Annotated in this window: 27 protein-coding genes; 24 read left to right on the forward strand and 3 right to left on the reverse strand. The window is 56.3% G+C overall.

Translation table 11 applies throughout. From position 1 onward, the window contains the following. Nucleotides 1–22 precede the first annotated feature (22 nt). The 14 genes from phnF to phnE (ACPUC8_RS20510) all read left to right on the forward strand — a co-directional run bounded on the left by phnF (nt 23) and on the right by phnE (ACPUC8_RS20510) (nt 11417). Nucleotides 23–739, forward strand: a complete 717-nt coding sequence (gene phnF, locus ACPUC8_RS20445) for a phosphonate metabolism transcriptional regulator PhnF (RefSeq protein ID WP_039332177.1) — start codon at nt 23–25, stop codon at nt 737–739. Next, complete coding sequence (gene phnG / locus ACPUC8_RS20450; protein ID WP_039332175.1) at nt 736–1185, forward strand: phosphonate C-P lyase system protein PhnG; 450 nt, start codon at nt 736–738, stop codon at nt 1183–1185. The genes phnF and phnG overlap by 4 nt, the downstream gene beginning before the upstream one ends. Beyond that, nucleotides 1182–1757 (forward strand): phosphonate C-P lyase system protein PhnH, encoded by a 576-nt coding sequence (gene phnH / locus ACPUC8_RS20455; RefSeq protein WP_039332173.1) that lies wholly within the window; start codon nt 1182–1184, stop codon nt 1755–1757. Before phnG ends, phnH begins: the two co-directional genes overlap by 4 nt. Beyond that, nucleotides 1757–2833, forward strand: a complete 1077-nt coding sequence (locus ACPUC8_RS20460) for a carbon-phosphorus lyase complex subunit (RefSeq protein WP_039332171.1) — start codon at nt 1757–1759, stop codon at nt 2831–2833. Before phnH ends, ACPUC8_RS20460 begins: the two co-directional genes overlap by 1 nt. Then, nucleotides 2826–3674, forward strand: a complete 849-nt coding sequence (locus tag ACPUC8_RS20465; protein WP_039332169.1) for an alpha-D-ribose 1-methylphosphonate 5-phosphate C-P-lyase PhnJ — start codon at nt 2826–2828, stop codon at nt 3672–3674. The genes ACPUC8_RS20460 and ACPUC8_RS20465 overlap by 8 nt, the downstream gene beginning before the upstream one ends. Beyond that, a complete protein-coding gene (gene phnK / locus ACPUC8_RS20470) occupies nt 3664–4425 on the forward strand; it encodes a phosphonate C-P lyase system protein PhnK (protein WP_039332167.1) in 762 nt (253 codons plus the stop codon). Before ACPUC8_RS20465 ends, phnK begins: the two co-directional genes overlap by 11 nt. Before the next feature lie 127 nt (nt 4426–4552). Next, nucleotides 4553–5257 (forward strand): phosphonate C-P lyase system protein PhnL, encoded by a 705-nt coding sequence (phnL, locus tag ACPUC8_RS20475; RefSeq protein WP_039332165.1) that lies wholly within the window; start codon nt 4553–4555, stop codon nt 5255–5257. Continuing rightward, nucleotides 5254–6390 (forward strand): alpha-D-ribose 1-methylphosphonate 5-triphosphate diphosphatase, encoded by a 1137-nt coding sequence (gene phnM / locus ACPUC8_RS20480; protein WP_494927204.1) that lies wholly within the window; start codon nt 5254–5256, stop codon nt 6388–6390. The genes phnL and phnM overlap by 4 nt, the downstream gene beginning before the upstream one ends. Continuing rightward, nucleotides 6390–6926, forward strand: a complete 537-nt coding sequence (phnN, locus tag ACPUC8_RS20485; protein WP_494927205.1) for a ribose 1,5-bisphosphokinase — start codon at nt 6390–6392, stop codon at nt 6924–6926. Before phnM ends, phnN begins: the two co-directional genes overlap by 1 nt. Continuing rightward, nucleotides 6923–7693: a phosphonate metabolism protein PhnP gene (gene phnP / locus ACPUC8_RS20490; RefSeq protein WP_039332159.1), complete on the forward strand. Its 771-nt coding sequence runs from the start codon at nt 6923–6925 to the stop codon at nt 7691–7693. The genes phnN and phnP overlap by 4 nt, the downstream gene beginning before the upstream one ends. Nucleotides 7694–7771: 78 nt before the next feature. Further along, a complete protein-coding gene (gene phnC, locus ACPUC8_RS20495; RefSeq protein WP_039332157.1) occupies nt 7772–8602 on the forward strand; it encodes a phosphonate ABC transporter ATP-binding protein in 831 nt (276 codons plus the stop codon). A gap of 26 nt (nt 8603–8628) precedes the next feature. Then, a complete protein-coding gene (gene phnD / locus ACPUC8_RS20500) occupies nt 8629–9558 on the forward strand; it encodes a phosphonate ABC transporter substrate-binding protein (RefSeq protein ID WP_494927206.1) in 930 nt (309 codons plus the stop codon). 114 nt (nt 9559–9672) lie between these two features. Then, nucleotides 9673–10536 carry a phosphonate ABC transporter, permease protein PhnE gene (gene phnE, locus ACPUC8_RS20505; protein WP_039332153.1) on the forward strand — a complete coding sequence of 288 codons (864 nt, stop codon included), beginning with the start codon at nt 9673–9675 and terminating at the stop codon, nt 10534–10536. Further along, the gene (gene phnE, locus ACPUC8_RS20510; RefSeq protein ID WP_283228937.1) at nt 10533–11417 is read left to right on the forward strand and encodes a phosphonate ABC transporter, permease protein PhnE; all 885 of its coding nucleotides are present in this window, start codon (nt 10533–10535) and stop codon (nt 11415–11417) included. The genes phnE (ACPUC8_RS20505) and phnE (ACPUC8_RS20510) overlap by 4 nt, the downstream gene beginning before the upstream one ends. Here the strand turns inward: phnE (ACPUC8_RS20510) and ACPUC8_RS20515 are convergent. Next, on the reverse strand, nt 11371–13956 hold the full coding sequence (locus tag ACPUC8_RS20515; protein ID WP_494927207.1) for an ATP-binding protein: 2586 nt from the start codon (nt 13954–13956) through the stop codon (nt 11371–11373). The two genes, phnE (ACPUC8_RS20510) and ACPUC8_RS20515, sit on opposite strands and share 47 nt — an antisense overlap. Before the next feature lie 145 nt (nt 13957–14101). Here ACPUC8_RS20515 and ACPUC8_RS20520 point away from each other — a divergent pair, with 145 nt between their 5' ends. The 6 genes from ACPUC8_RS20520 (at nt 14102) to ACPUC8_RS20545 (ending at nt 20419) form a co-directional block, all read left to right on the forward strand. After that, on the forward strand, nt 14102–15607 hold the full coding sequence (locus ACPUC8_RS20520; RefSeq protein WP_058973462.1) for a sugar ABC transporter ATP-binding protein: 1506 nt from the start codon (nt 14102–14104) through the stop codon (nt 15605–15607). 10 nt (nt 15608–15617) lie between these two features. Continuing rightward, nucleotides 15618–16601, forward strand: coding sequence for an ABC transporter permease subunit (locus tag ACPUC8_RS20525; RefSeq protein ID WP_058973461.1), 984 nt, complete (start codon nt 15618–15620; stop codon nt 16599–16601). 203 nt (nt 16602–16804) lie between these two features. Next, the gene (locus ACPUC8_RS20530) at nt 16805–17743 is read left to right on the forward strand and encodes an ABC transporter substrate-binding protein (RefSeq protein ID WP_039332143.1); all 939 of its coding nucleotides are present in this window, start codon (nt 16805–16807) and stop codon (nt 17741–17743) included. 66 nt (nt 17744–17809) lie between these two features. Further along, nucleotides 17810–18493, forward strand: coding sequence for a D-lyxose/D-mannose isomerase (locus ACPUC8_RS20535; RefSeq protein ID WP_494927208.1), 684 nt, complete (start codon nt 17810–17812; stop codon nt 18491–18493). Between the two features lie 11 nt (nt 18494–18504). Next, nucleotides 18505–19365: a ketose 1,6-bisphosphate aldolase gene (locus tag ACPUC8_RS20540; RefSeq protein ID WP_494927209.1), complete on the forward strand. Its 861-nt coding sequence runs from the start codon at nt 18505–18507 to the stop codon at nt 19363–19365. 1 nt (nt 19366) lies between these two features. After that, nucleotides 19367–20419, forward strand: coding sequence for a carbohydrate kinase family protein (locus ACPUC8_RS20545; RefSeq protein WP_494927210.1), 1053 nt, complete (start codon nt 19367–19369; stop codon nt 20417–20419). Here ACPUC8_RS20545 and ACPUC8_RS20550 read toward each other — a convergent pair. Continuing rightward, nucleotides 20356–21102, reverse strand: a complete 747-nt coding sequence (locus ACPUC8_RS20550; RefSeq protein ID WP_283228931.1) for a response regulator — start codon at nt 21100–21102, stop codon at nt 20356–20358. The two genes, ACPUC8_RS20545 and ACPUC8_RS20550, sit on opposite strands and share 64 nt — an antisense overlap. A gap of 417 nt (nt 21103–21519) precedes the next feature. Here ACPUC8_RS20550 and ACPUC8_RS20555 point away from each other — a divergent pair, with 417 nt between their 5' ends. Both ACPUC8_RS20555 and ACPUC8_RS20560 read left to right on the forward strand, forming a co-directional pair. Further along, complete coding sequence (locus ACPUC8_RS20555) at nt 21520–22818, forward strand: NCS2 family permease (RefSeq protein ID WP_231568864.1); 1299 nt, start codon at nt 21520–21522, stop codon at nt 22816–22818. A 255-nt stretch (nt 22819–23073) separates the two neighbouring features. Continuing rightward, nucleotides 23074–23469: a hypothetical protein gene (locus ACPUC8_RS20560; RefSeq protein WP_039332132.1), complete on the forward strand. Its 396-nt coding sequence runs from the start codon at nt 23074–23076 to the stop codon at nt 23467–23469. 52 nt (nt 23470–23521) lie between these two features. Here ACPUC8_RS20560 and ACPUC8_RS20565 read toward each other — a convergent pair whose 3' ends face one another. Beyond that, a complete protein-coding gene (locus tag ACPUC8_RS20565) occupies nt 23522–24970 on the reverse strand; it encodes an AMP nucleosidase (protein WP_494927211.1) in 1449 nt (482 codons plus the stop codon). A gap of 125 nt (nt 24971–25095) precedes the next feature. Here ACPUC8_RS20565 and ACPUC8_RS20570 point away from each other — a divergent pair, with 125 nt between their 5' ends. Further along, nucleotides 25096–25296 (forward strand): hypothetical protein, encoded by a 201-nt coding sequence (locus ACPUC8_RS20570; protein ID WP_156138106.1) that lies wholly within the window; start codon nt 25096–25098, stop codon nt 25294–25296. Between the two features lie 19 nt (nt 25297–25315). Beyond that, the gene (locus ACPUC8_RS20575; protein WP_494927212.1) at nt 25316–26431 is read left to right on the forward strand and encodes a branched-chain amino acid ABC transporter substrate-binding protein; all 1116 of its coding nucleotides are present in this window, start codon (nt 25316–25318) and stop codon (nt 26429–26431) included. The last annotated feature ends 22 nt before the right edge of the window (nt 26432–26453 follow it).

A 26453-nucleotide genomic window follows, 5' to 3' on the forward strand; every position in this document is an offset into this window, starting at 1 on the left:
AGCGAATGAGGTATTGAGCGTGATGGAGATATCCAGACATCCGACCACTGTATATCAGGCGGTCGCCGCCCAACTGGAGCAGGCACTGCAAGAGCGTTATCGCTGCGGTGACTATCTGCCTTCCGAACAACAGCTGGCCGATCACTACGAAGTTAACCGCCACACACTGCGTCGTGCGGTGGATGAACTGGTCAATAAGGGGCTGCTGCAGCGTCGCCACGGTGTCGGCATATTGGTGCTGATGCGCCCTTACGATTACCCACTGCATGCGCAGGCGCGTTTCAGCCAGAACCTGTTAGAGCAGGGCAGTCATCCCACCAGTGAACGCTTGTTAGCAGTGCTGCGCCCGGCCAGCAGCGATGTGGCCAGCGCATTGGCCATCAATGAAGGCGACAACGTGATTCACCTGCGCACCCTGCGCCGTGTCAATGGCGTGCCGGTGTGTGTGATTAACCACTTTCTGCCTGAATTAAGCTGGTGGCCGACGTTACAACAGTTTCAGAGCGGCTCATTGCACGACTATATGCAGCAGCATCTGGGCCTGGATTTAACCCGTTCGCAAACCCGTATCAGTACCCGTCGCGCACAGGCGAAAGAGTGTAAACAGCTGGAGATTGCACTGCAGTCACCACTGTTGTGTGTGCGCACCCTGAATAAACACCGTGACGGTCAGGTAGCGGAATACTCCGTCAGCCTGACGCGTGGCGACATGATTGAACTCACCCTGGAGCATGAATGAAACAGCAAACCGCCCGCCAGCATTGGCTTGCGGTGCTGGCGCACAGTGACGCCAACACCCTGAATGCCCACTGGCAGTCGCTGCACCTCAATAGTGATTTCGAGTCTGTGCGTCCGGCTGAAACCGGATTGACTCGCCTGCAAGCGCGCATGGGGGGAAGCGGTAAACGCTTCGTGATGGGCGATGCCACCGTCACGCGTGCAGTGGTGAAACTGCACGATGGCACCCTGGGTTTTAGTTATGTGCTGGGACGCGATAAAGCGCACGCCGAACGTTGTGCATTGATCGACGCGCTGCTGCAACAGCCAGAAACCCACGCGCTGTTGCAGGAAAAATTAATTGCCCCGCTGGCGGCACTGCGAGAAGAGCAGCGTCAGCTGCGCGCGCGTGAAATCGCCAGCTCTAAAGTGGATTTCTTTACGCTGGTTCGCGGAGATAACTCATGACATTACTGGCCAGTTTTAACCATCCGGTTGCCGATTCACAGCGTGCCTTCCGCCGCATCCTGAAAGCCATGAGCGAGCCAGGCGTTATGGTCTCTCTGCCCTTGCAACAGGGTTGGGGCGATTTGTCGCCTGCGGCAACCGCCGTGTTACTGACGCTGGTGGATCAGGAGAGCGCGTTGTGGATAGACAACCGCATTGACAGCGAGATGCTGCGCAGCAACCTGCGTTTCCATACCGGTGTGCCGATTGTTGAACACCGTGATGCGCCTTTTGCCCTCACTCATGCGGCTGCCAATCCCGATCCGGCGCAGTTTGCGGCCGGCGACAATATGTCACCGGAGAAAAGCACCACGCTGATCATCGAAGTGCCTGCGCTTAACGGCGGTTTAACCTTGCGTCTGTCTGGCCCTGGGCTGCGTGAACCCCGCGCGATTGCACCACAACTGCCGGAAGCGATTCTGACCTATCTGCGTGAGCGCCCCCATCCCTTCCCATTGGGTGTTGATCTGATTTTCACCTGTGGTGAAGCGATGATGGCACTGCCTCGCACCACCGATGTGGAGGTGTGCTGATGTACGTCGCGGTTAAAGGGGGCGAAAAGGCGATAGCCAGTGCGCACGAGCTACAGGCGGATTTACGCCGTGGCGACCGCGATGTGGCCGAGCTGGGGTGCGATCAGGTTGCTGGCCAGCTCGGTCTGGCGGTGGATCGCGTGATGACCGAAGGCGGTATTTACGATCCACAGTTAGCCGCGTTAGCGATTAAGCAAGCCAGCGGCGACATGGTGGAAGCCATTTTCCTGCTGCGTGCCTACCGCACAACTTTGCCACGCCTGGCCGACAGTCTGGCGCTGGAAACCGATGAAATGCGCATCGAACGACGTATCTCTGCGGTTTATAAGGATTTACCTGGCGGTCAGGTACTGGGCCCCACATACGATTACAGCCATCGTTTGCTTGATTTCACGCTGCTGGCCAATGGCGAGACGCCTGCTGCACCGCGCGACGATCAGTCGCTGCCAGAGCATTGTCCGCATGTGTTCAGCATGATGACCCGTGAGGGGCTGGCGGCGCGTGAAGAGGATGACGGCAGTGAGCCTTGTGACATCACCCGTGAGCCACCAGGTTATCCCGCCAGCCGCGCTGCCCGTCTGCAACAGCTGGTGCGCGGCGACGAAGGCTTCCTGCTGGCGTTGGGCTACTCGACCCAGCGCGGCTACGGACGTAACCATCCGTTTGCTGGTGAGATCCGCACCGGCTATCTCAGCGTATCCATCTGCCCGGAAGAACTGGGTTTCGAGATTGATATCGGCGAAATCCTGCTGACGGAGTGTGAAATGGTCAATGGCTTTACCACGCAAACCGAAGGTGCGCCGCACTTCACCCGTGGTTACGGCCTGGTGTTTGGTCGTTCAGAGCGTAAAGCCATGGCGATGGCGCTGGTCGATCGTGCCTTGCAGGCCCCCGAGTACAACGAACGGATCGCCGGCCCGGCGCAGGACGAAGAGTTTGTGCTGTCACATGCTGACAACGTTGAAGCGGCAGGTTTTGTTTCGCATCTGAAACTGCCGCACTACGTTGATTTCCAGGCGGAGCTTGAGTTGCTGAAACGGCTGCGCGAACAGGTTCAGGAGCAAAACGATGAGTGAGTTAACCGGCTATAACAACGGTTATCTGGATGAGCAAACCAAGCGCACCATTCGCCGCGCCATTCTGAAAGCGGTCGCGATTCCGGGTTATCAGGTGCCGTTTGCCGGGCGTGAGATGCCAATGCCGTACGGTTGGGGTACCGGGGGTATTCAGATCACCGCCAGCATTATTGGTGACAGCGACGTGCTAAAGGTGATTGACCAGGGCGCGGATGACACCACCAATGCGGTGTCGATCCGTCGTTTCTTCCAGCGTGTCAGCGGTGCAGCCACCACCGAAGCCACCAAAGACGCAACCTTGATCCAGACGCGTCATCGCATTCCTGAAACGCCACTGGAAGAGGATCAGGTGCTGATCTTCCAGGTGCCGATCCCGGAGCCGCTGCGCTTTATTGAGCCACGCGAAACCGAAACCCGCACCATGCACGCGCTGGAAGAGTACGGAATTATGCAGGTGAAACTGTATGAGGATATCGCCCGTTATGGCCATATCGCCACGACCTATGCCTATCCGGTCAAGGTCAACGATCGCTACGTGATGGACCCCTCACCGATTCCGAAATTCGACAACCCGAAGATGCACATGATGCCTGCACTGCAGCTGTTTGGTGCCGGACGTGAAAAACGCATCTATGCGCTGCCGCCGTACACCAAAGTAGAAAGCCTCGATTTCGATGACCACCCGTTCACCGTGCAAAGCTGGGATGAACCCTGCGCACTGTGCGGTTCGCGCCACAGCTATCTCGATGAGGTGGTAATGGATGATGCCGGTACGCGCATGTTTGTCTGCTCCGATACCGATTTTTGCCACCAGCAGCAGGAACAACAGCATGCACAGTGAACAGCCGCTGCTTGCGGTCAACAATCTGACGCACCTTTATGCGCCAGGCAAAGGCTTTGAAGATGTCAGCTTTGAACTCTATCCGGGTGAGGTGTTGGGCATTGTCGGGGAATCCGGTTCGGGTAAAACCACTTTGCTGCGCAGCCTGTCGGCGCGGTTAGCGCCGCAGCAGGGCAACATTCTTTATCGCGCCCAGGATCTCTATCAACTGAGTGAAAGCGATCGTCGCCGTCTGCTGCGCACGGAGTGGGGGGTGGTGCATCAGCATCCGCTCGACGGCTTGCGCCCGCAGGTCACGGCAGGCGGCAATATTGGCGAGCGCTTAATGGCCGTGGGTCAACGCCATTATGGCGACATCCGCAAAGAGGCGATGCGCTGGTTGCAGGACGTTGAGATCCCGGCCAACCGTATTGATGACTTGCCGACCACCTTCTCTGGCGGCATGCAGCAGCGTTTGCAGATTGCGCGCAACCTGGTGACCCAGCCCACGCTGGTGTTTATGGATGAGCCAACCGGTGGTCTGGATGTGTCAGTGCAGGCACGACTGCTCGACCTGCTGCGCACTCTGGTGCGTGAGCTGAACCTGGCGGTGGTGATTGTCACTCACGATCTCGGCGTGGCGCGCTTGCTGGCGCACCGTTTGCTGGTGATGAAGCAGGGCAGAGTGGTGGAGAGCGGTCTCACCGATCGGGTGCTGGACGATCCGCACCATCCTTACACCCAACTGCTGGTTTCATCGGTATTGGCGTAACGTTTTTGCCAGGTGCGCATCAATGCGCACCCTACAACATCGGGTCACGACCGTGAGTAAGAGTGGGCTTGGAGCGTTGTAGGGGCGCCATTTATGGCGACCGCGAATCAAACATCAGGACATCAACATGCAACCTTTATTGCGCGTAGAGAAACTCAGCAAAACCTTTGTGCTGCACAACCAGAGCAGTGCCGCGCTGCCGGTGTTACAGGACGCCAGCCTTGAAGTGTGCGCCGGTGAATGCGTGGTGCTGCACGGCCGTTCGGGTAGCGGAAAATCCACGCTGCTGCGAGCGCTGTACGGCAACTATCAAGCCAACAGTGGCCACATCTGGCTGCAACACCAGGGCGAATGGATCGATATGGCACAAGCCCCTGCACGCCAGATCCTGGCGATTCGCCGCGAAACCGTGGGCTGGGTAAGCCAGTTTTTGCGCGTGATCCCGCGTGTGCCGACGCTGGAAATCGTGATGCAACCGCTGTTGGAGCGAGGCGTGGAGCGCGCGTTCTGTGAAAAGCGAGCCAAAGAGCTGCTGACGCGGCTGAATGTACCAGAGCGTTTGTGGTCGCTCGCGCCGTCCACCTTCTCTGGTGGTGAGCAGCAGCGTGTGAACATTGCGCGTGGCTTCATTGCCGACTATCCGGTGCTGTTACTGGATGAGCCCACTGCCTCACTCGACAGCGCAAACAGCGCCGCCGTGGTGGAATTGATTGAACAGGCGCGTGCACGGGGTGCCGCCATTGTAGGTATTTTCCATGACGAAGCGGTGCGCGCACGCGTGGCCGATCGCCTGCACGTCATGCAGCCGGTAAAAACAGGAGCAGAAGCATGATCGTCAACAACGTCCGTCTGGTGCTGGAACAGGAAGTGGTGTCGGGTTCACTGGAGATCCGTGATGGCCGCATTGCCAGCTTCAGCGACAGCACCAGCCAACTGCCGGGTGCGCTGGAGGGGGAAAACGCCTTCCTGCTGCCTGGGCTGGTAGAGCTGCATACCGATAACCTCGATAAATTTTTTACCCCTCGCCCGAAAGTCGATTGGCCGGCGCATTCAGCCATGAGCAGCCACGATGCACTGATGGTCGCCAGCGGCATCACCACGGTATTAGATGCCATCGGCGTGGGTGATGTGCGCGACGGCGGCCATCGCATCGAAAACCTCAGCAAAATGATCAATGCGATTCAGGACAGCAACCGCAAAGGCATCAACCGGGTTGATCACCATCTGCATCTGCGTTGTGAACTGCCACACAACACCACGCTGCCGCTGTTTGAAACGCTGATGAGTACACCGGAGTTGTCACTGGTATCGCTAATGGACCATTCACCAGGCCAGCGTCAGTACGCCTCTCTTGAGATGTACCGCACCTACTATCAGGGCAAGTATTCGCTGAATGATGAGCAGATGGATCAGTTTGAGCGTGAGCAGCTGGCGCTGGCCGCTGAATTCTCCACGCCGAACCGCAATGCCATCTCCAGCCTGTGCCGTTCACGTGGTATTCCGATTGCCAGCCACGATGATGCGACAGCGGCACATGTGGCGGAATCATATGATGTAGGCAGCACCATCGCTGAGTTCCCGACCACCCTTGAGGCGGCACGCGCTTCACGCGAGTGCGGTATGCAGGTGCTGATGGGCGCGCCGAACATTGTTCGTGGGGGATCGCACTCCGGGAACGTGGCGGCATGGGAGTTGGCCAGCCATGGCCTGCTGGATATCCTGTCATCCGATTACTATCCGGCAAGCCTGCTGGATGCAGTGTTCCGCCTGGTGGCCGACGAGCGCAACAGCCTGACGTTGCCACAAGCCGCCGCGCTGGTGACACGTAATCCGGCTCGCGCGATCGGCTTGCACGACCGCGGGGTGATTGCCGAAGGACAGCGCGCCGATCTGATTCTGGCGCATACCGAACATGGCCATCCGCACATTCGCCACGTTTGGTCGCAGGGCAGGCTGGTGTTCTGATGGCACGGCTGATCTGGCTAACCGGGCCTTCGGGCTCGGGTAAAGACAGCTTGTTGAACGCGTTACGCGAAGCGCCGCCCGAAGGGTTGGTGATTGCGCATCGTTACATTACCCGCCCGGCGGATGCTGGGGGGGAAAACCATGTCGCACTGAGTGAAGCGGAATTCCGGCGACGTGAAGCCCTCGGCTTGTTTGCCATTAGCTGGCAAGCGCATGGCCTGCATTATGGACTGGGCGAAGAGATCGACCACTGGCTGGCACGCGGGTTAAACGTGTTGGTGAATGGTTCACGTCTGCATCTACCCACAGTGCAACAGCATTACGGTGCCCGGTTATTGCCGCTGGTGTTGCAGGTGACGCCTGCGGTGCTGGAAGCGCGGCTGCGGCAGCGTGGACGTGAAAGTGAAGCAGAGATTAGCAAACGACTGGCACGCGCAGCGGAACCCTTGCCTGCGCACTGCCATCCGCTCAATAACGATGGCGCACTGAGTGATACGCTCGAGAAGCTGCGCCAACTGCTGGAACATCCGCCATGAAACTCACTTTTCTCGGAACCGGCGGCGTGCAGTCCGCGCCGCTGTTCGGCTGTGATTGTCACGCCTGTGAACGCGCGCGCCGCGAACCCCGACATGCACGCGCGGCCACCAGCGCAATAATCGACACTGGCAGTGAGCGCATTTTGCTGGATGCAGGACGTCACGATCTGCATCAACGCTTTCGCCCCGGTGAATTGAGTCGCATCCTGCTCACCCATTTTCATATGGATCATGTCGCTGGACTGTTCAGTCTGCGCTGGGGAATTGGTGAACCGATCCCGGTCTGGGCACCGCCGGATGAGAAGGGGTGTGATGACCTGTTTAAGCACCCTGGATTACTCGATTTCCGCCCGGCACTCACGCCTTTTGTGCCCCATCACTTCGGTGCGCTGCAGGTGACGCCGTTGCCGTTACAGCACTCAAAACTCACCCATGGCTATCTGTTTGACTGGCAGGGTACACGCCTCGCCTGGCTGTGCGATACCTGCGGATTACCACCGGAAACCGCAGATTTTCTTGACGGTCAACCCCTCGACCAACTGGTGATTGACTGCAACGACCCGCCCCGAGAAAGCGTGCGTAATCATAATGATGTGACACGCGCATTGCAGATTATTGAACAGCTGGCACCGCGCCAGGCCTGGCTTGTCCACCTGAGTCATGAGATGGACCGCTGGTTACTGAATAATCGCTTACCTGACAATGTGCTGGCGGCAACCGATGGGCAAAGCATTGCCGTCGGCTCTGTTCACGCTGTCACCGTTTAATCACTTTACTGTCATCAAGTCTTCATCGGATTTGCCCGTAATAACGGGCAATCAAGACCTCAGAGAGTGGAGTGCATCATGGCACAGGCATTACTGAAAACCGTTATCGACAATCCTTACGTTCCACACGCCGGTCAGGGTAACAAGGTGCTGTCGGTACAGGGACTGTGCAAGGCGTACGGCGAAAACCGCGTACTGGATAATGTCAGCTTCGATCTGCATGCGGGCGAGCTGGTGGCCGTGATTGGTCGCTCTGGCGCAGGCAAATCGACACTGTTACACATGCTGAATGGCACCATCAGTGCGTCACAGGGGGCGATTCTCAGCAACCGTCCCAATCAAGCGGATCGTGATGTGGTGACGCTCAACAGCCGCCAGATGCGTGAGTGGCGTAGCGAATGCGGCATGATTTTCCAGGACTTCTGTCTGGTGCCGCGTCTCGATGTGTTGACCAACGTGCTGCTTGGCCGTCTGAGTCAGACCTCGACGCTGAAATCTTTCTTTAAAGTCTTTTCCGAAGCAGACCGCGCGCAGGCGATTGAGCTGCTGCAGTGGATGAACATGCTGCCGCAGGCGCTGCAGCGTGCTGAGAATCTCTCGGGCGGACAGATGCAGCGCGTGGCAATTTGCCGTGCACTGATGCAGAACCCGCGCATCCTGCTGGCTGATGAGCCTGTCGCGTCGCTCGATCCGAAAAACACCAAACGCATCATGGATGTGTTGCGTCAGGTGAGCGAGCAGGGCATCAGCGTAATGGTGAACCTGCACTCGATTGAACTGGTGAAGCAGTACTGCACCCGTGTTATCGGCATTCAGCGCGGCAAAGTGCTGTTTGACGGACATCCTTCTCAGTTGACCGACGGCCTGCTGCACGAGCTGTACGGCGACGAAATTAACCAGCTCCACTAACTCCCACGGCAAGAGAAAAACCACGAATGAAACTGACCTCTTTAGCTTTACTGACTGGCGCTCTGATGGCTTTTGGCGTTAACGCAGCGGATGCACCAAAAGAGTTGAACCTCGGGATTTTGGGTGGCCAGAATGCCACTCAGCAGATTGGCGATAACCAGTGCGTCAAAGATTTCTTCGACAAAGAGCTGAATGTCGATACTAAGATGCGCAACTCCTCTGACTATGCAGGCGTGATTCAGGGCCTGCTGGGCAACAAAATTGATATGGTGCTGAGCATGTCTCCAGCATCCTATGCGTCGGTTTATCTGCAGAACCCGAAAGCCGTAGACGTGGTGGGGATCGTGGTGGATGACAAAGACGGTTCTCAGGGTTACCACTCTGTGGTGATCGTGAAAGCCGACAGCCCGTACAAAAAGCTGGAAGATTTGAAAGGCAAATCATTCGGCATGGCTGACCCGGATTCAACCTCTGGCTTCCTGATGCCAAACCAGGCATTCAAGAAAGAGTTCGGTGGCACCGTTGACGATAAGTACAACAACACCTTCTCTAGCGTGACCTTCTCTGGCGGTCATGAGCAGGACATCCTCGGTGTGTTGAACGGTCAGTTTGAAGGTGCGGTGACCTGGACTTCCCTGGTCGGTGATTACAACACCGGTTATACCTCGGGTGCCTTTGGCCGTCTGATTCGTATGGATCATCCAGACCTGATGAAGCAGATTCGCATTATCTGGCAGTCGCCGCTGATCCCGAACGGCCCGATCCTGGTCAGCAACAACTTACCCGCTGACTTCAAAGCGAAAGTGGTTGCCGCGATCAAGAAGCTGGATAAAGAAGATCACAGCTGTTTTGTTAAAGCGGTCGGTGGTGCTCAGCACATCGGTCCCGCCACCGTTGCGGACTATCAGAACATCATCGATATGAAGCGTGATTTGATGAAAGGTTCGCGCGGGTAATACCCATCGGTGCTGTCGTTGATAGAGGTGCGCATCAATGCGCACCCTACGTAGGGTCGCCATTAATGGCGACCAAATTCCCTCCTGCACCCTTTCCAACACAGGACATCCCCCTTGACCGATTTTGAACACTACTACCAACGTATCCGCCGCCAGCAAAAGCGTGACACTGTGCTCTGGTCGCTGCTGTTGGTCGCACTCTATCTTGCTGCGGGCAAGATGGCGGAATTCAATTTGGTCACTGTCTGGCAATCATTGCCTCACTTTTTCGATTACATCGGCCAAACGATGCCAGTGCTACATCTGTCGGTATTGTTCGCGGATGTGAAAACCGAAGGCTCACTGGCGTACTGGGGCTACCGTCTACACTTCCAGCTGCCGCTAATCTGGGAAACTCTGCAGCTGGCGCTATCGTCAACCCTTGTTGCAGTGATCGTTGCCGCAGTGCTGGCCTTTTTCGCCGCCGATAACACGCAAACGCCACGCAGCGTGCGTATCGCTATTCGCGCCTTTGTCGCTTTTCTGCGCACCATGCCAGAGCTGGCGTGGGCGGTCATGTTCGTGATGGCGTTCGGCATTGGCGCGATTCCTGGTTTTCTTGCTCTGGCACTACACACCGTGGGTAGCCTGACCAAACTGTTTTATGAATCGATTGAGAGCGCATCGGATAAACCCGTGCGTGGTCTGGCGGCCTGCGGTGCCAGCAAGTTGCAACGCATGCGTTTTGCCTTCTGGCCACAGGTGAAACCCACTTTCCTCTCATACAGTTTTATGCGTCTTGAGGTGAACTTCCGCTCTTCCACCATCCTTGGGCTGGTGGGTGCGGGCGGGATTGGCCAGGAGTTGATGACCAATATCAAACTGGACCGCTACGATCAGGTCAGCATCACGCTGTTACTGATCATCGTCGTGGTCTCGCTGCTGGATACCCTTTCCGGCTGGTTGCGCCGTCGCGTCGTGGAAGGAGAAATGAAATGATCGCCTTAGCGCCAGATGTGGCGAAACTGAAGCAGGAGCATCCCGCACTGTTCGCCGCGCAAAACCGTTACCTACGCCGTATTGCCATGGTGGCGCTCGCCGTGGTGCTGTATTACCTGTTCTTCTTTGAATTTTTCGGTATTGAGTGGAGCCGTTTTATCATTGGCTGCCAGCAGCTAAGCCGCTATTTCCTGCGCATGTTTGTCTGGCAGGACTTTGTTAACTGGCCTTTTGGCTACTACTTCACCCAAGTCGGTATCACGCTGGCCATCGTGTTCGTCGGGACGCTGACCGCATCCGCCATTGCACTGCCCGTGTCATTCCTGGCGGCGCGCAATGTCATGCACGATCCCATCGCCCGTCCGATCTCTTTAGTGGTGCGACGCCTGCTCGATATTCTGCGTGGTATCGACATGGCGATTTGGGGCCTGATCTTTGTGCGTGCCGTGGGCATGGGGCCACTGGCAGGGGTACTGGCGATTGTGATGCAGGATGTTGGGCTGCTTGGCAAACTCTATGCAGAAGGTCACGAAGCGGTTGAGCGTTCACCCAGTCGCGGGTTAAGTGCGGTGGGGGCCAACAGTTTGCAGAAGCACCGTTACGGCATCTTTACCCAATCGTTCCCCACTTTCCTGGCACTCAGCTTGTATCAAATCGAATCCAATACCCGATCGGCGGCGGTACTCGGTTTTGTCGGCGCGGGCGGCGTGGGCCTGGTGTATGCCGAAAACATGCGCCTGTGGAACTGGGATGTGGTGATGTTCCTGACCATTATTTTGGTCGGTGTGGTGATGATTATGGATGTGATCTCCAGCAAGCTACGGAAACGTTATATCACGGGGAAACCGTTGCCGTTGTGGCAGCCTGCCGCGCGCGACTGAGCCTTTCACTCCGCTGCCAGGCACGTTCCAGTGCCTGTGCCAACTGCACCTGTTGCCAGGGTTTCGCCAGCCGCTCACACAACGGCAAGGTGACCTGGCTTTGGCGTAAATCCTGACCGCTGATCAACAGCGTGGCCAGCGCGGGCCACTGCTGTTGTGCCTGGCGAATCACATCGGCACCGTTGAGCGGGCCGGGTAGCATCAAATCACTGATCAACAGTTCGATATCGGGCGTCTGGCGCAGCAGCGTGAGCGCGGATTCCCCATCGCCGCACTCGAGTGTCAGATACCCGAGCTGATGCAAATGCTCGCATAGTGTTTGTCGCACTGCCGGTTCATCGTCCAGCACTAACACCAGCCGATTGCTACTGTCGCCCGGAACAAAGGTGGATAAGGTGGCCTGAGGCTGTACCGCTTCCGGCGCACGCGGCAACAGCAGACGTATGGTCGTGCCCTGGCCGGGTGCGGTTTCGACTTCAATATGGCCGCCAGACTGTCTTACAAAGCCATACACCATCGACAAACCCAGACCACTGCCGCTGCCGGTCTCTTTAGTAGTGAAAAACGGCTCAAAAACCTGTTCACGCACCTCGGCTGACATGCCGCAGCCATGATCGATCACTTCAATGGTCACCCGATCACGTTTGCCTTCCGCCTCTTGTGTGCGCTGATTCCAGATGCGCAGGCGAATTTCACCACTCTGCTTCTCCATGGCATCACGGGCGTTGACCACCAGATTCAATAACGCGTTCTCCAGTTGTCCCGCATCGATCCATGCAGGCCAGCCGGGACGCTGCGCATCCACCACTAACTGCTGGCCGGGCAGCAGTGAATGTTGCAGCAGCGAATGCAGGTTATCGACCAACTCGACCACCGATACCGCACGCGGATAGAGTGCCTGCTTACGTGAGAACGCCAGCAGACGTTGCGTCAGTTGCGCCGCACGGTCTGCGGCCTGGCGCGCCCGTTCAACACGACTGGCGAGGGTGCCGGGTGGCAGTTGATCTACCGTCAATGCCAGACTGCCGATAATCACCGCCAGCAGATTGTTAAAATCATGCGCGATGCCGCCAGTGAGTTGACCCACCGCTTTCATTTTCTGGCTGTGCAGTAGCGCCTCTTCCAGTGCCTTGCGTGTGGTGCGCTCTAACACAGTGTTCACCATGCCACGGCGGGGCACCGGGCTGAAGCGCAACTCCAGCGTGCGACCATCTGGCAGACGCACTTCCTGCGCATCTTGCAGACCGTTAAGCTGCACATTCATGCGTGTCAGCAGACGTTGATAATGCAGACCGCGATGCAGTTCACGCGGTGAAATACCCAGCAGTTCGGCGTATTGCGCGTTCCACACCACCAGTTGACCACTGTTATCAAACAGGGCAAAGCCATCACGCATGGCGAGGAACGTCGATTCCAGCTGATTACTTTTCTCTTTTAACAGCCGGGAGGTGTGTGCCAGCGAGGCGGTGTTGCGCGCGAACACGTTAAAGGCGCGAGCCAGATCGCCCAGCTCATCACGCCGCGCCAGCCCCGGTACATTGACGCTTTTCTCACCCTGTGCCAGTCGGGTCATGGCATGGGCAATCGCCGTGAGGCTCGATCCCAGATTGCGATAGATGTAGTAGCCCGCGTAGCCGGTGATCAGTAACGCCAGCAGCATAAACAAACCGATAAAGCCGATGATGGAATCCAGTTCCTGATGCGTGACGGCACTGCGCGTATCGCTTTGTTGCGCCACCAACTGGACGTACCGGGTGATGTCACTGTTGAGCATCGCCACCAGCGCTTTGATGCGATACGTCGCGTAGGCGATAGTGATATCGCTCTGTTCTAACTGTCCGGCGACAGGTTGCAGGCTGTGTAGGGTGTCGACCAGACGGTCGCGTTGCATGGCCAGTGCGTCCTGTAACGGTAACGCTGACCAGACCGGCAGAACCTGTTGTAACTGCTGCTCTGCGGCTTGCGGTGCGGTGGATTGAATTGCCACTTTTAATAGCGCATCGGTTTGCTGACGCAGCGGCAGAAAAGCGGCGTTACTCGCGAGGGTATCAATACGATTCAGAAGCAATTGGGCTTGCCATAAACCACTTAGCATCACGTTACGCTGCAGATGGCGCTGGTGGCCCTCACGTAACAGCTGACTGATGCTCTGTTCCAGCATCTGGCTGCGTTCGCGAATTCGCGCCAACAGCGCCGGTTGCTGTGCGGCTAAAGGAGCGTTTGCCAGCATCGACAATGACCGCTGTAAGGCTTGTTGCGTTTGCTGCAAGCGCGCCGACTCGCTTTGGTACTCCAGCGCGCCCACCACCTGCGCCAGCCGCACGGCGGCGGTGGCCACATTGGCGGTGTCTCTCGCCAACGACAGGCTGCCGTTCATATCGGCGAGCGTTTGTGCCTGCGCCTGTTCCTGAATGTGACCGGCGTGGCGAAATCCAAAAATCGCCACCAGACTCACCGCCAGCGTGACGCTCACTACCAGCAGATTGAACAGCAGCAGGCGACCCCGCGCGCCAGCGTGCCAGTGCAGACTCTGACTCATTGCGGTCTCTCCTTACCACTCCACCTCCGGCGAGTATAGAAGCGCCATCCAGGCGCAATATGACAAATATGAATGGCCGCTGACATTTTCCATTTATCTGGCGTTGCCACACTCGCCGACAACAACTGGCAGCGGGAGCCTGGCGATGACGGCGACACCGATATTAGAAATGCGTGAAATCACCCGACGCTTTGGCAGCTTCTACGCGCTCAAAGGCGTGGACTTGACCGTATGGCCCGGCGAGGTGCACGCGCTGATGGGCGAAAACGGTGCCGGAAAAAGCACGCTGATGAAAATTCTGGCCGGTGCCTATACCGCCAGCAGCGGGGAAATTCTTATCGACGGTAAGCCGTATGCCATTAAAGGCCCGAAAGAGGCACTGGCAGCGGGGATCACCCTGATTTATCAGGAGATCAATCTGGCACCCAACCTGACGGTGGCAGAGAACATCTTTCTTGGCAGTGAGATCACCCGAGGGGGGCTGGTCAAACGTCGACAGATGGCGGAAGAAGCACAACTTGTCATTAATCGTCTGGGTGCTCAGTTTAGCGCCACCGATCTGGTCAGCACGCTCAGCATTGCCGAGCAGCAACAGGTGGAGATCGCCCGCGCGCTGCACCGCAACAGCCGCATTCTGGTGATGGATGAACCCACCGCAGCACTCTCTAATCGCGAAACCGAACAGCTGTTCGCTTTGATTAAGCGGCTGCGCAGTGAAGGCATGGCGATCATCTATATCAGCCACCGCATGGCAGAAGTGTATGAGCTTTCAGACCGCGTCAGCGTGCTACGCGATGGGCAATATGTTGGCAGTTTGACGCGCGATCAACTGAATGCCAGCGAGCTGGTGCGCATGATGGTCGGTCGGCCGCTCAGCGATCTGTTTAATAAGGACCGCACCATTTCCTTCGGCGAAATTCGTCTCGCCGTTAATCACCTGACGGATAACCGCAAAGTGCATCCCAGCAGCCTGGCGGTGCGCGCGGGTGAGATTGTCGGACTGGCTGGGTTGGTGGGGGCAGGGCGCAGCGAACTGGCACAACTGATTTTTGGTGTGCATCAACCCAAAGGCGGCGAGATCTGGATCGATGGGGAAAAGGTCAAGATCCACTCACCGCGTGATGCCATCGCGCGCGGTATTGGCTTCCTCACCGAGAACCGCAAAGAGCAGGGGCTGTTCCTTGAGTTGGCGGCACAGGAAAACATTGTGATGGCCACGCTGGAGCGCGATGCCAGTTACGGACTGCTTAACCGCCGTAAAGGTCAAAAGATTGCCAGTGAAGCCATTGAGTCGCTGAATATTCGCGTGCCCCATGCGCAGGTGCGCGCGGGCGGCTTGTCGGGTGGCAATCAGCAAAAGTTACTGATTTCACGCTGGGTGGCGATTGCGCCCCGCATCCTGCTGCTGGATGAACCGACGCGCGGGGTGGACGTCGGTGCCAAGAGCGAAATTTACCGCATGATGAATCAGATGGCGCAGCAGGGCGTGGCGATTTTGATGATCTCCAGCGAATTGCCTGAAGTGGTGGGAATGAGCGATCGCGTGTATGTGATGCGCGAAGGCAGCATTGCCGGTGAGCTGAGCGGCGCAGAAATCAGCCAGGAAAACATAATGACACTGGCCACCGGCGCACAGCCGGTTCAGGCCTGAGGAGACCGAGATGACCAGTGAAACCGCACGTGCCAAAAGCCCAACGCTCAAGCGGGCATTAATGAGCGATCTGCTGCAAACGGTAGGCATTCTGCCGATTTTAATCATCATCGTGGCGGTGTTTGGCTTCGTCACGCCAAACTTCTTTACCGAAGCAAACTTGCTGAACATTACCCGGCAGGCCTCGATCAACATCGTGCTGGCGGCGGGAATGACCTTTGTGATCCTGACCGGTGGCATCGACCTTTCTGTGGGATCGATGTTGGGCACTACGGCGGTGGTGGCGATGGTGGTGTCACTTGATCCCGCCTTTGCCGGTTTGACCATCCCAGCGGCGCTCGGTGCCGGTCTGATCATGGGATTGTTCAACGGCATCCTGGTGGCGTGGGCGGGATTACCGCCGTTCATCGTGACGCTGGGAACCTACACCGCGCTGCGTGGTGCAGCCTATCTGCTGGCGAATGGCACCACGGTGATTAACTCCGACATCAATTTTGAGTGGATAGGCAATGGCTATCTCGGCTCGATTCCCTGGCTGATCATCATCGCCTTCGCGGTGATTGCACTGTGCTGGTTCATTTTGCGCCGCACCACGCTGGGCGTGCATATCTATGCGGTGGGGGGCAACGTGCAGGCGGCGCGTCTTACCGGGATCAAAGTGGGTCTGGTGCTGGTGTTTGTCTATGCGATGAGCGGCATGTTGTCAGGGTTGGGGGGCTTGATGAGCGCCTCGCGCCTCTACAGTGCCAACGGCAACCTCGGTATGGGCTATGAGCTGGATGCCATCGCGGCGGTCATTTTGGGCGGCACCAGTTTTGTTGGCGGCATCGGCACCATCACCGGCACGCTGATTGGTGCGCTGATTATCGCCACGCTGAATAACGGCATGACGTTGATGGGCGTGTCGTATTTCTGGCAGTTGGTGATTAAAGGCGCGGTGATCATTATCGCGGTACTTATCGATAAATACCGCACACGTCATCATTTGAATTAACGGGCTATTTTACTTGCCATTTTGCCACCGGGCAGTGCGCGCAATCCTCACGTACTTCAGTACGCTCCGGTTGCTGTGCGCTGGCCGTTAGCAAACTGGCTGCGACAATAACGCCCGCGATTTCAGCTTACGAAAACAGGTTGTCACATCACGGCGTTCTGACCGATCGCCAACATAATCATAAAAGCAGGAGAACATCGACTATGCGTTTTAATCCGATTATTACCGGACTGCTGGCGGCGACGCTGTTGAGTGCGCCACTGGTGCAGGCCAAAGAGTTGAAATCCATTGGTGTGACCGTGGGTGACCTTGCCAACCCGTTCTTCGTGCAGATCACCAAAGGTGCGGAGCTGAAAGCGCGGGAGCTGGCTGGCGACAAGGTCAACGTGACGTTGGTGTCGAGCGGCTACGATCTTGGTCAGCAGGTGGCGCAGATTGATAACTTCATCGCGGCTAAAGTGGACATGATCATCCTCAACGCCGCCGATTCAAAAGGCATCGCCCCTGCCGTTAAGCGTGCGCGTGACGCGGGTATTGTGGTGGTGGCGGTGGACGTGGCCGCCGATGGTGCCAACGCCACTATCACCTCCGATAACACCCAGGCAGGTGCCATGGCGTGTAAATACATCTCCGATCGCCTGAAAAATAAAGGCAACGTGGTGATCATCAACGGACCACCGGTATCGGCTGTACAGAACCGCGTCGAGGGCTGCATGACCGAGCTGAAAACCCATCCGGATATCAAACTGCTCTCCTACAACCAGAACGCCAAAGGCAGTCGCGATGGTGGACTGGAAGTGATGACCGGTCTGCTGTCTGCTAATCCGAAAATCGATGCGGTGTTTGCGATTAATGACCCGACGGCGATCGGTGCCGACCTGGCTGCGAAACAGGCGCAGCGTAGTGAGTTCTTTATTGTTGGCGTTGATGGATCGCCAGATGGTGAAGAAGCCCTGAAACGCAAAGGCTCGCTGTTTGTAGCTACGCCAGCGCAAGACCCACAGGTGATGGCGGCAAAAGCGGTGGAGATTGGTTACGACATCCTGCAAGGCAAACCGGCACCGGACAAGCCGGTGCTGATCCCGGTCACCATGATCGATCGTAACACTGTCGGCAGCTACAAAGGCTGGACGGTGAAATAACCGATTCATCGCGATCTGTACTGGATGGGCGGGCCACGTCTCGCCCCTACCTGTGGAGAGGGACCCATGCAGCGATCAGAAGTTAACGTCATTCTTCAACTGACCCGCGAATTCTTCATGCGTCAGGATGTTCACCTGCCGCCCTGGGCTGATTATGGCCTCAGCCAGTGGCGTGCACTGGAGCAAAGCCGCGCGCAAGAGTTGCTGGCGCTGTACCTCGGCTGGGACGTCACCAGTTTCGGTGCAGATGATTTCAGCCAGACGGGCCTGACCCTGTTTACCTTGCGTAATGGCTCACGCGGTGGGCAGCCGTGGGGTAAACCCTATGCGGAAAAAATCATGCATGTTCGCGAAGGGCAGGTCACACCCATGCACTATCACCCACAAAAAATGGAAGACATCATTAATCGTGGTGGCGGCAATTTGATTGTCACACTGCATAACCGTGAGGGAACACAGCTTGGCGACACGCCGGTGAACGTGACGCTGGATGGCATCCGCCAAACGCATGCCGCGGGTTCGCAACTGCGCTTATCGCCCGGGGAAAGTGTCACCCTAATGCCTGGCATTTGGCACAGCTTTTGGGGTGAAGAGGGCTATGGCGATGTGCTGGTCGGCGAAGTGTCGATGCCCAACGACGACGAACATGACAACGTATTTCTCACGCCGTTAGCGCGCTTCAACCCGATTGATGAGGATGAAGAACCGCGCTGGCTGCTCTGCAACGAATATCACCGCTGGCTGGCATAAAGGAGCGCACCATGGCACTGATTTCACTGGCGCAGGGTCTTGCCCACGCGCAGCAGCATCAATACGCACTGGGCGCATTTAATGTGCTGGATACCCATTTCCTGCGCGCCCTGTTTCAGGCAGCAGAGCAACAACGTTCGCCATTCATTATCAACATTGCCGAGGTGCACTTTAAATATGTCAGCCTCGAACATCTTATCGCGGCCATTCGCACTGAAGCAGCGCTGCACGATATTCCGGTGGTGCTCAACCTTGATCATGGTTTGCATTTTGAAGCGGTGATGCAGGCGATCCGCCTCGGCTTTACCTCAGTGATGTTCGATGGCTCCACCCTGAGTTACGACGAGAATGTGCGTCAGACACGCGAAGTGGTGAAAATGTGTCATGCCATTGGCGTGTCCGTGGAAGCGGAACTTGGGGCTGTGGGCGGCGACGAGGGGGGAGCACTGTTTGGCGAAGCTGACAGCAACAAATTTACCGACCCTGCGCGCGCGGCAGAGTTTGTTGAATCAACCGGCATTGACTGTCTGGCGGTGGCCATCGGCAACGCGCATGGGAAATACAAAGGTGAACCCAAGCTCGATTTCGAACGGCTTGCGGCGATCCGTGCGGCAGCCAGGATTCCGTTGGTGCTGCATGGCGGTTCAGGGATCAGCGATGCGGATTTCCGCCATGCTATTAGCCTTGGTATACACAAAATCAATTTTTACACCGGTATGTCTCAGGCGGCGTTGGGTGCGATTGAAAAACAGATTAGTCAGCGTGATGCACGATACGACTCTTTCGCCGAGCTGCTGATGGCGGTAGAGCACGACATCGCCAACGTAGTAGCGCAGCAGATGCAGGTATTTGGCAGTGCCGGGAGGGCCTGAGATGGCGCAACGCAAGGGCATTTTGGGCGCAGGCAGCATGCTGGTAGACCATGTGCAGCGTATTACTCACTGGCCGGAGCAGGGCTGGCTGGCGGAGATTACCCACAGCGAGAAATGCAGCGGTGGGGCCGCGCTCAATGTGTTGTTCACGCTGGCGCGCATGCAGGTGAATGTGCCGCTGGCGGGGGTGGGGATGGTCGGGGAAGATAATGACGGCGATTACATCGTGCAGCTGTTGGACGACCATCAGATAGATCGCCGTTTTGTCCAGCGCACCTGCAGTGTCACCACCGCCATGACCCAGGTGATGACCACGCCAGATGGGCAGCGCACCTTCTTCCATGCGCGTGGCGCCAATGCACAGCTGGATCTGCCGCATTTTGCTGAGGTCGCGACACCGCATCGTATTTTCCATCTGGGTTATCTACTGTTGCTGGATAGTCTGGATCAACCCGACGATGAATACGCCACACGCAGTGCGCGGTTGCTGGCACAGATGCAGCAACGCGATTATCTCACCTCGCTGGATTTGGTCTCGCGAGCGGGAGAATATCGCCCCCTGGTTGTCCCCGCGCTGCGCTGGCTGGATTATCTGGTGATTAACGAGCTTGAGGCGCAAGCGTTGACGGGTATCACGTTACGCAACGAACAGGGGCTGGCAGCACCAGAAGCCTTTGCGCAAGCGGCAGCATGGCTCATTGCACAAGGGGTGCGTCAGCGGGTGGTGATCCATGCGCCAGAGGGAGCGTGGGGGCAAGAAGGTACAGAAGAGGGGATCTGGCAGCCCGCGTGGTGCCTGACGCCTGAGGAGATTGTTGGCAGCGTCGGCGCGGGCGATGCCTTCTGTGCGGGTGTGCTTTATGCCAGTCACGAGAACTGGACGATGTTAGACACGCTGAAGCTGGCACACACCTGCGCCTGTTTTAATCTACATGCAGCGAATGCGCTGGACGGCACGCGGCCATTGGCCGAGATGCAGCGCTGGATGAATCAGGCTATTTGTGTTTCACGTGATGCAGAAGCGGGGCGCATCACATCCGCAGAAAAAACGTAACCCAAACCGCGGATGGTGCGGATCAGGCTGGGCTGATGTGGATTAGTTTCGATTTTTCGTCTCAACCGCATAATCAGCACGTCAATTGTGCGATCAAAGACTTCCAGGCTTTCGCTGTGGGTCAGTTCCAGCAGTTGATCGCGGGTTAACACTTTGCGGGCGTGGCCCACTAAAGCGCGCAGTAAGGTAAATTCCCCTTGGGTCAGCGGCACACTCTCCCGTTGTGGATTAAACAACTGGCAACGGGCGTCATCCAGGCGCCAGCCATTGAACTGCCACCCCTCGTCATATTGCATCTCAGGTTGAGTCAGACGGCCGCAGCGGCGTAACGCGGCTCTGGCGCGTGCCACCACCACCCGAGGGTTAAAGGGTTTCGCGATATAATCATCGGCTCCCATTTCCAGGCCTACCACCATATCCGCTTCAGAACCCATCCCCGTTAACATGATGACCAGCAGGTCTGGACGCTGTCTTTGCATCTGTTGTAGCACCAGCAGGCCGTTGGTATCGGGTAGCATCATATCCAGCATCACCAGAGCGATCTCAGGATGCAGGCTGACCAGCGCCAGCGCATCTTTGCCTTGGTGGCAGCTGTAGACGGTAAACACGTGTTCACTTAATACATCGTGCAGCAATTCACACACGGCACGATCATCATCAACGACCAAAATCGCGGGCTTCATTGCGCTGTCTCTTTGTTGCGGAAGGGTTAAAAAGCAGTGTAACCCGATGTTTTTAGGCTGCCGATTCAGGCTGCAGAAACGTGAGCGCCATCGCCTGGCAGAGTGTGAAAGCGTGCGTTGCCGCAATATTTTTTGCCGTGCGCATGGCCCTTAGGGAAAACGATTGCGCAGTGATAGTGCAATGCACCATAATCGCGCCTCGTTCTGGTTCAGAATTATCTTAAGCTTAAATACATTCGCGTACGTAAACGATTGCGTACAGTGATGGCATAGCTATTGCTATATGGACAGGGGAAAGCGGAAGGCGTTCTTGCCTTACGTCCGGCTTAAATCGCTTTCATCAAAAAAATAATCACTAGCTTAACCACATTGGCAAGAGAGAACGTGCATCCGTGCCGTCTCCGCTCATGAGAGATGATGATGTTAGAAAAACTCTTCAAATTAAAAGCGCACAACACCACCGTGCGTACGGAAATTATTGCCGGTATTACCACCTTCCTGGCAATGGCCTATATCCTGTTTGTTAACCCGAGCATCCTCGGTGCAACCGGCATGGATAAAGGTGCGGTGTTTGTGGCGACCTGTCTGGCAGCGGCAATTGGCTGCGTGTTGATGGGTTTGATCGCTAACTATCCGATCGCTCTGGCTCCCGGCATGGGGCTTAACGCCTTCTTCACCTACACCGTGGTACTGCATATGGGTTACACCTGGCAGATTGCACTGGGTGCGGTGTTCCTCTCAGCAGTGATTTTCTTTGCTCTGTCGATTTTCAAGATTCGTGAGTGGATTATTGCCAGTATTCCTTTACCGCTGCGTGCCGGCATTGCCGCCGGTATTGGTCTGTTCCTGGCACTGATTGCGCTGGAAGGTGCGGGCATCGTGGTGGATAACCCAGCCACCTTAGTGGGTCTGGGCGATCTGACGAAACCGGGTCCACTGCTGGCGCTGTTAGGCTTCTTTATTATTGTAGCGCTGGAAGCACGTCGCGTTACCGGTGCGGTGTTGATCGGTATCCTGGTGGTGACCTTTATCTCCATGGGGATTGGCCTGACGCCATTTGGTGGGGTGTTCTCTGCACCGCCTTCGATTGCGCCGACCTTTATGCAACTGGATATCTCCGGTGCCTTCAACGTGGGCCTGGTAAGTGTCATCTTCGCCTTCCTGTTCGTTGATGTGTTTGATAACACCGGTACGCTGTTGGGTGTGACCAAGCGTGCAGGCCTGGCTGATGAGCAGGGCAACGTGCCAAAAATGGGCCGTGCACTGATTGCGGATAGTGCGGCTGCCTTGTTTGGTTCTCTGCTGGGTACCTCAACCACCACCAGCTACGTCGAATCTGCGGCGGGTGTCAGTGCCGGCGGACGTACCGGTTTGACCGCCATCGTGGTCGCGGTGCTGTTCCTGCTGAGCCTGTTCTTCTCGCCATTGGCGGGTAGCGTTCCGGTTTACGCCACCGCACCTGCTCTGCTGTTCGTGGCAGTACTGATGGCTTCCGGGTTGGCTGAAATTGACTGGAAAGACATCACCACGGCTGCACCAGTGACGGTAACGGCATTGACCATGCCGCTGACCTACTCGATTGCTAACGGCATCGCCTTCGGTTTCATTACCTGGACCGTGGTGAAGTTGCTGAGTGGTCGTACTAAAGAACTCAACGCCGCGTTAGTGATTCTCTCCATTCTGTTCGTGATCAAACTGGGCTGGCTGAGCGCTTAAGTTCTGGTTTACGGAAGCCCGCTCGGGCTTCCGTGTCATCTGTTACATCTCCGTAGTTAATTCCTGTGCGATGTCTCGCAATCCTCATTGATGCACGCTTCACGGATGTGTCGACCTGGTTTAACTTCTCGCGTCGTCATTCACTGCCTGACTTTTTTATCCCAATGGCGGGTTCGTGGAATGTTTAATCAGTTCGAATCTGTTTCACTAAGGTGATAGTGGGAAGATTGAACGAATACAGTAAAGGATTTGGTGATGGATAACCCCATTAACAACATGCCTCGTTTATCTCCTCCGCTTCTTTTGGGTATGCACAATCAAGGAGAACATCCCATGGAAACGTTAACGAAACGGGTTGAACATCTGGAAAAAAACACGCAAAAAATCCAGTTTGATGTTGCTCTGCTCACGGCACGATCCGAGCATTTTGCGACGAAATCAGACATTGAATGTTTGAGAACCGAGCAGGGGCAAATGCGTAATGAACTCATGGGCGAGATGGGCCAGTTGGATAGACGCATAGATCGCAAATTTGAAAGGCTAGAAGCCAAATTTGAAAAGCTGAATGACCGTTTAACGTGGTCGATTATGATCCCGGCCATCCTGGCTGTTGTGGCATGGTTTGTGAAAACGGCTGTGATGGAAATATGAGTGTTGAACCGGAAAGTCATTCCGACCTGCTAGCAGGCCGGAATGTACATATTTACCTGAACGGCGGCTCATTAAAGGTGCGCAACTTCCTGGAATGCAGCTTATCGCCCTCAGCACGCAGCAGCTCAACCGCGCAAATACCGATTTGCAGATGCTCTGAAATTGCCCCTTCGTAGAAACGATTTGCCTGTCCCGGCAGTTTAATTTCGCCGTGCAGTGGCTTATCCGAAACGCACAGCAAAGTACCGTAAGGCACACGGAAGCGATAGCCCTGTGCGGCAATTGTCGCGCTCTCCATGTCTACCGCCACGGCGCGGCTCAGGTTAAAGCGCAGCGCAGAAGCGGAATAACGCAACTCCCAGTTACGGTCATCAGTTGTGACAACGGTTCCGGTACGCAGACGCTGTTTGACCTCTTCCCCCGGCATACCGCTGACTGCTTTCGTGGCGTCATACAAAGCTCGCTGTACTTCAGCAATGCTTGGGATCGGAATGTCCGGCGGCAGTACGCTATCTAACACGTGATCGTCACGCAGATAAGCGTGCGCCAGCACGTAGTCACCAATGGTCTGGCTTTCACGTAGCCCGCCACAGTGACCAATCATCAACCAGGCGTGCGGACGGATCACGGCGAGGTGATCGCAAATAGTTTTAGCGTTGGACGGTCCCACCCCGATATTTACCAGCGTGATGCCGCGGCGGTTGGGTGAGGTCAGATGCCAGGCAGGCATCTGGTGCTTCTTCCACGCCAGGTCGGACATCATGGCGGTAGGGTCTTTGGTGTCGGCGGTGATGACCACATCCCCGGCGCACGCCAGACTGTCATAAGGCGTATTGGGATCCTGAACCTGTTCGATGGCCCAACGCACGAACTCATCGACATAGCGGGTGTAGTTGGTAAACAGCACAAACGGCTGGAAATGTTCTACCGCTGTACCGGTGTAATGACGCAGACGCGCGAGGGAGAAATCGGTGCGCAGCGCATCAAAGTGTGAAAGCGGGAAGATAGCATTGGCATGGAACAGACCATCCGCGGTTTCATCGCCGATTTGTGACAGTTCAGTGGTGGGGAAATGTCGCGCGATGCTGGCGCTCATTGAGCGGTCCAGCGTGAGGCCATCAATCACGTAGGGATAAGGGATTTCCTGTTGCGATGGGCCCACCTCAATTAGCACATCGTACTCTTTTTCCAGCATCTGTAACTGCTCGCTCAAATAATGGCGTAACAGTGCAGGGCGGGTGATAGTGGTGCTGTAACTGCCGGTATGGGTAAAACGGCCCCAGGCGCGCGTGCGATTCTGCTGTGGGCCTTCCCCCTGCCAGGTGATGCGCAATTCGGGATAAACAAACAGACCATTTTGACGCTCGGCTTCATCCGGCAGCGTACCCTGGGCGGTGAAATCACGAATCGCGTTGCGCAGTGCCTCTACAGCGCTCTCATACAGGCGTTCCAGCTCATCCAGTGCCTGCTGGCTACTCAATCCGTTCCGTTGTGTATTCATAGGTTCTCCTTCAGGGAAACATGGACCGATTTGACCAGAGCATAGCGGATAAACACAGCAGCACGATGAAGAATCTGTGATCGACCGCATTCTGCACCATCACGGTGCTGGTGCGCGGCGTAACTGTGGCTATGTTTATGATTAGCAGGGATGTCACCTCGCGCCGCTTCTACCCTGGCGCGATGCCACTGCAAAAACTGCCACCGACCGTCTTCTTTGGCGAGTTTCTTGCTTATTCCTTAACCGTGGTCCTGATGACCACTGAAAGTGCTGCAAAAGTTTCAGAAATTGATTTCTCCCAGGCCGTGGTATGGCTCCGTTCCTGACCCGTTGAGGATTGAAAGCATGTCTTTGAAATTCATGAAACACCCAGTGAAGGTGGTACTTGCAGGTTGCCTGAGCGTAGCATTTTACGCGCAAGCGGATGTCAAGATTGGTGTAGCGGGCCCGTTCTCCGGCCCCAATGCGACCTACGGGGCGCAGTACTGGAAAGGTGCAAGTCAGGCAGCCGACGATATTAATGCCGCAGGCGGTATTAACGGCGAAAAAATTGTGTTGGTGCAGGGGGATGATGCCTGTGAACCCAAGCAGGCGGTGTCGGTAGCAAACCGACTCGTTGATCAGGACAAAGTGATGGCAGTGGTCGGTCATTTCTGTTCGTCCTCCACCATGCCCGCCTCGGAAGTATATGACGAAGCGGGTGTGCTGGCGATTACCCCCGGATCCACTAACCCGCAAATCACCGAGCGCGGCATGAAAACCATGTTCCGCATGTGTGGTCGTGACGATCAGCAAGGGGCAATCGCCGCCGATTACATCATCGACAAGTTAAAAGCGAAAAAAGTGGCGGTAATCCACGACAAAGATACTTACGGTCAAGGCCTTGCCGATGCCACTAAAGCGGCGTTAGAGAAACGCGGCGTGAAAGAGGTGATGTATGAAGGGCTGTCTCGCGGTGAAAAAGATTTCAACGCATTAGTAACGAAAATCGGTGCGGTTAAACCTGATGTGGTCTATTTCGGTGGATGCCACCCGGAAGCGGGTCCGTTAGTGCGTCAAATGCGTGAGCAGGGCGTCAACGCTGCCTTCTTCTCCGGTGACTGTATCGTGACTGAAGAGATGGTGACGGCAGCAGGTGGCCCGCAATATACCAAAGGCGTGTATATGACCTTTGGTAATGACCCACGCACCATTCCTGATGGCAAAGCGGTGATTGAGAAATTCCGTGCCAGCGGTTTCGAACCGGAAGGCTACACCCTCTACGCTTATGCGTCAGTTCAGGCGATTGCTGCGGCCTACAAAGCTGCCGGTAAAGATAACGCCAAAGCCAGTGATTGGTTGAAAGCCAATAGTGTCGATACCGTGATGGGCAAAAAGGCCTGGGACGGTAAGGGCGACCTTAAAGTCTCGGATTATGTTGTTTATCAGTGGGATGACAAAGGCAAATATCACCAGCTGTAATATGACACGCGGCCCCGCCTGG

Source organism: Pantoea sp. CFCC18177, assembly GCF_059412425.1.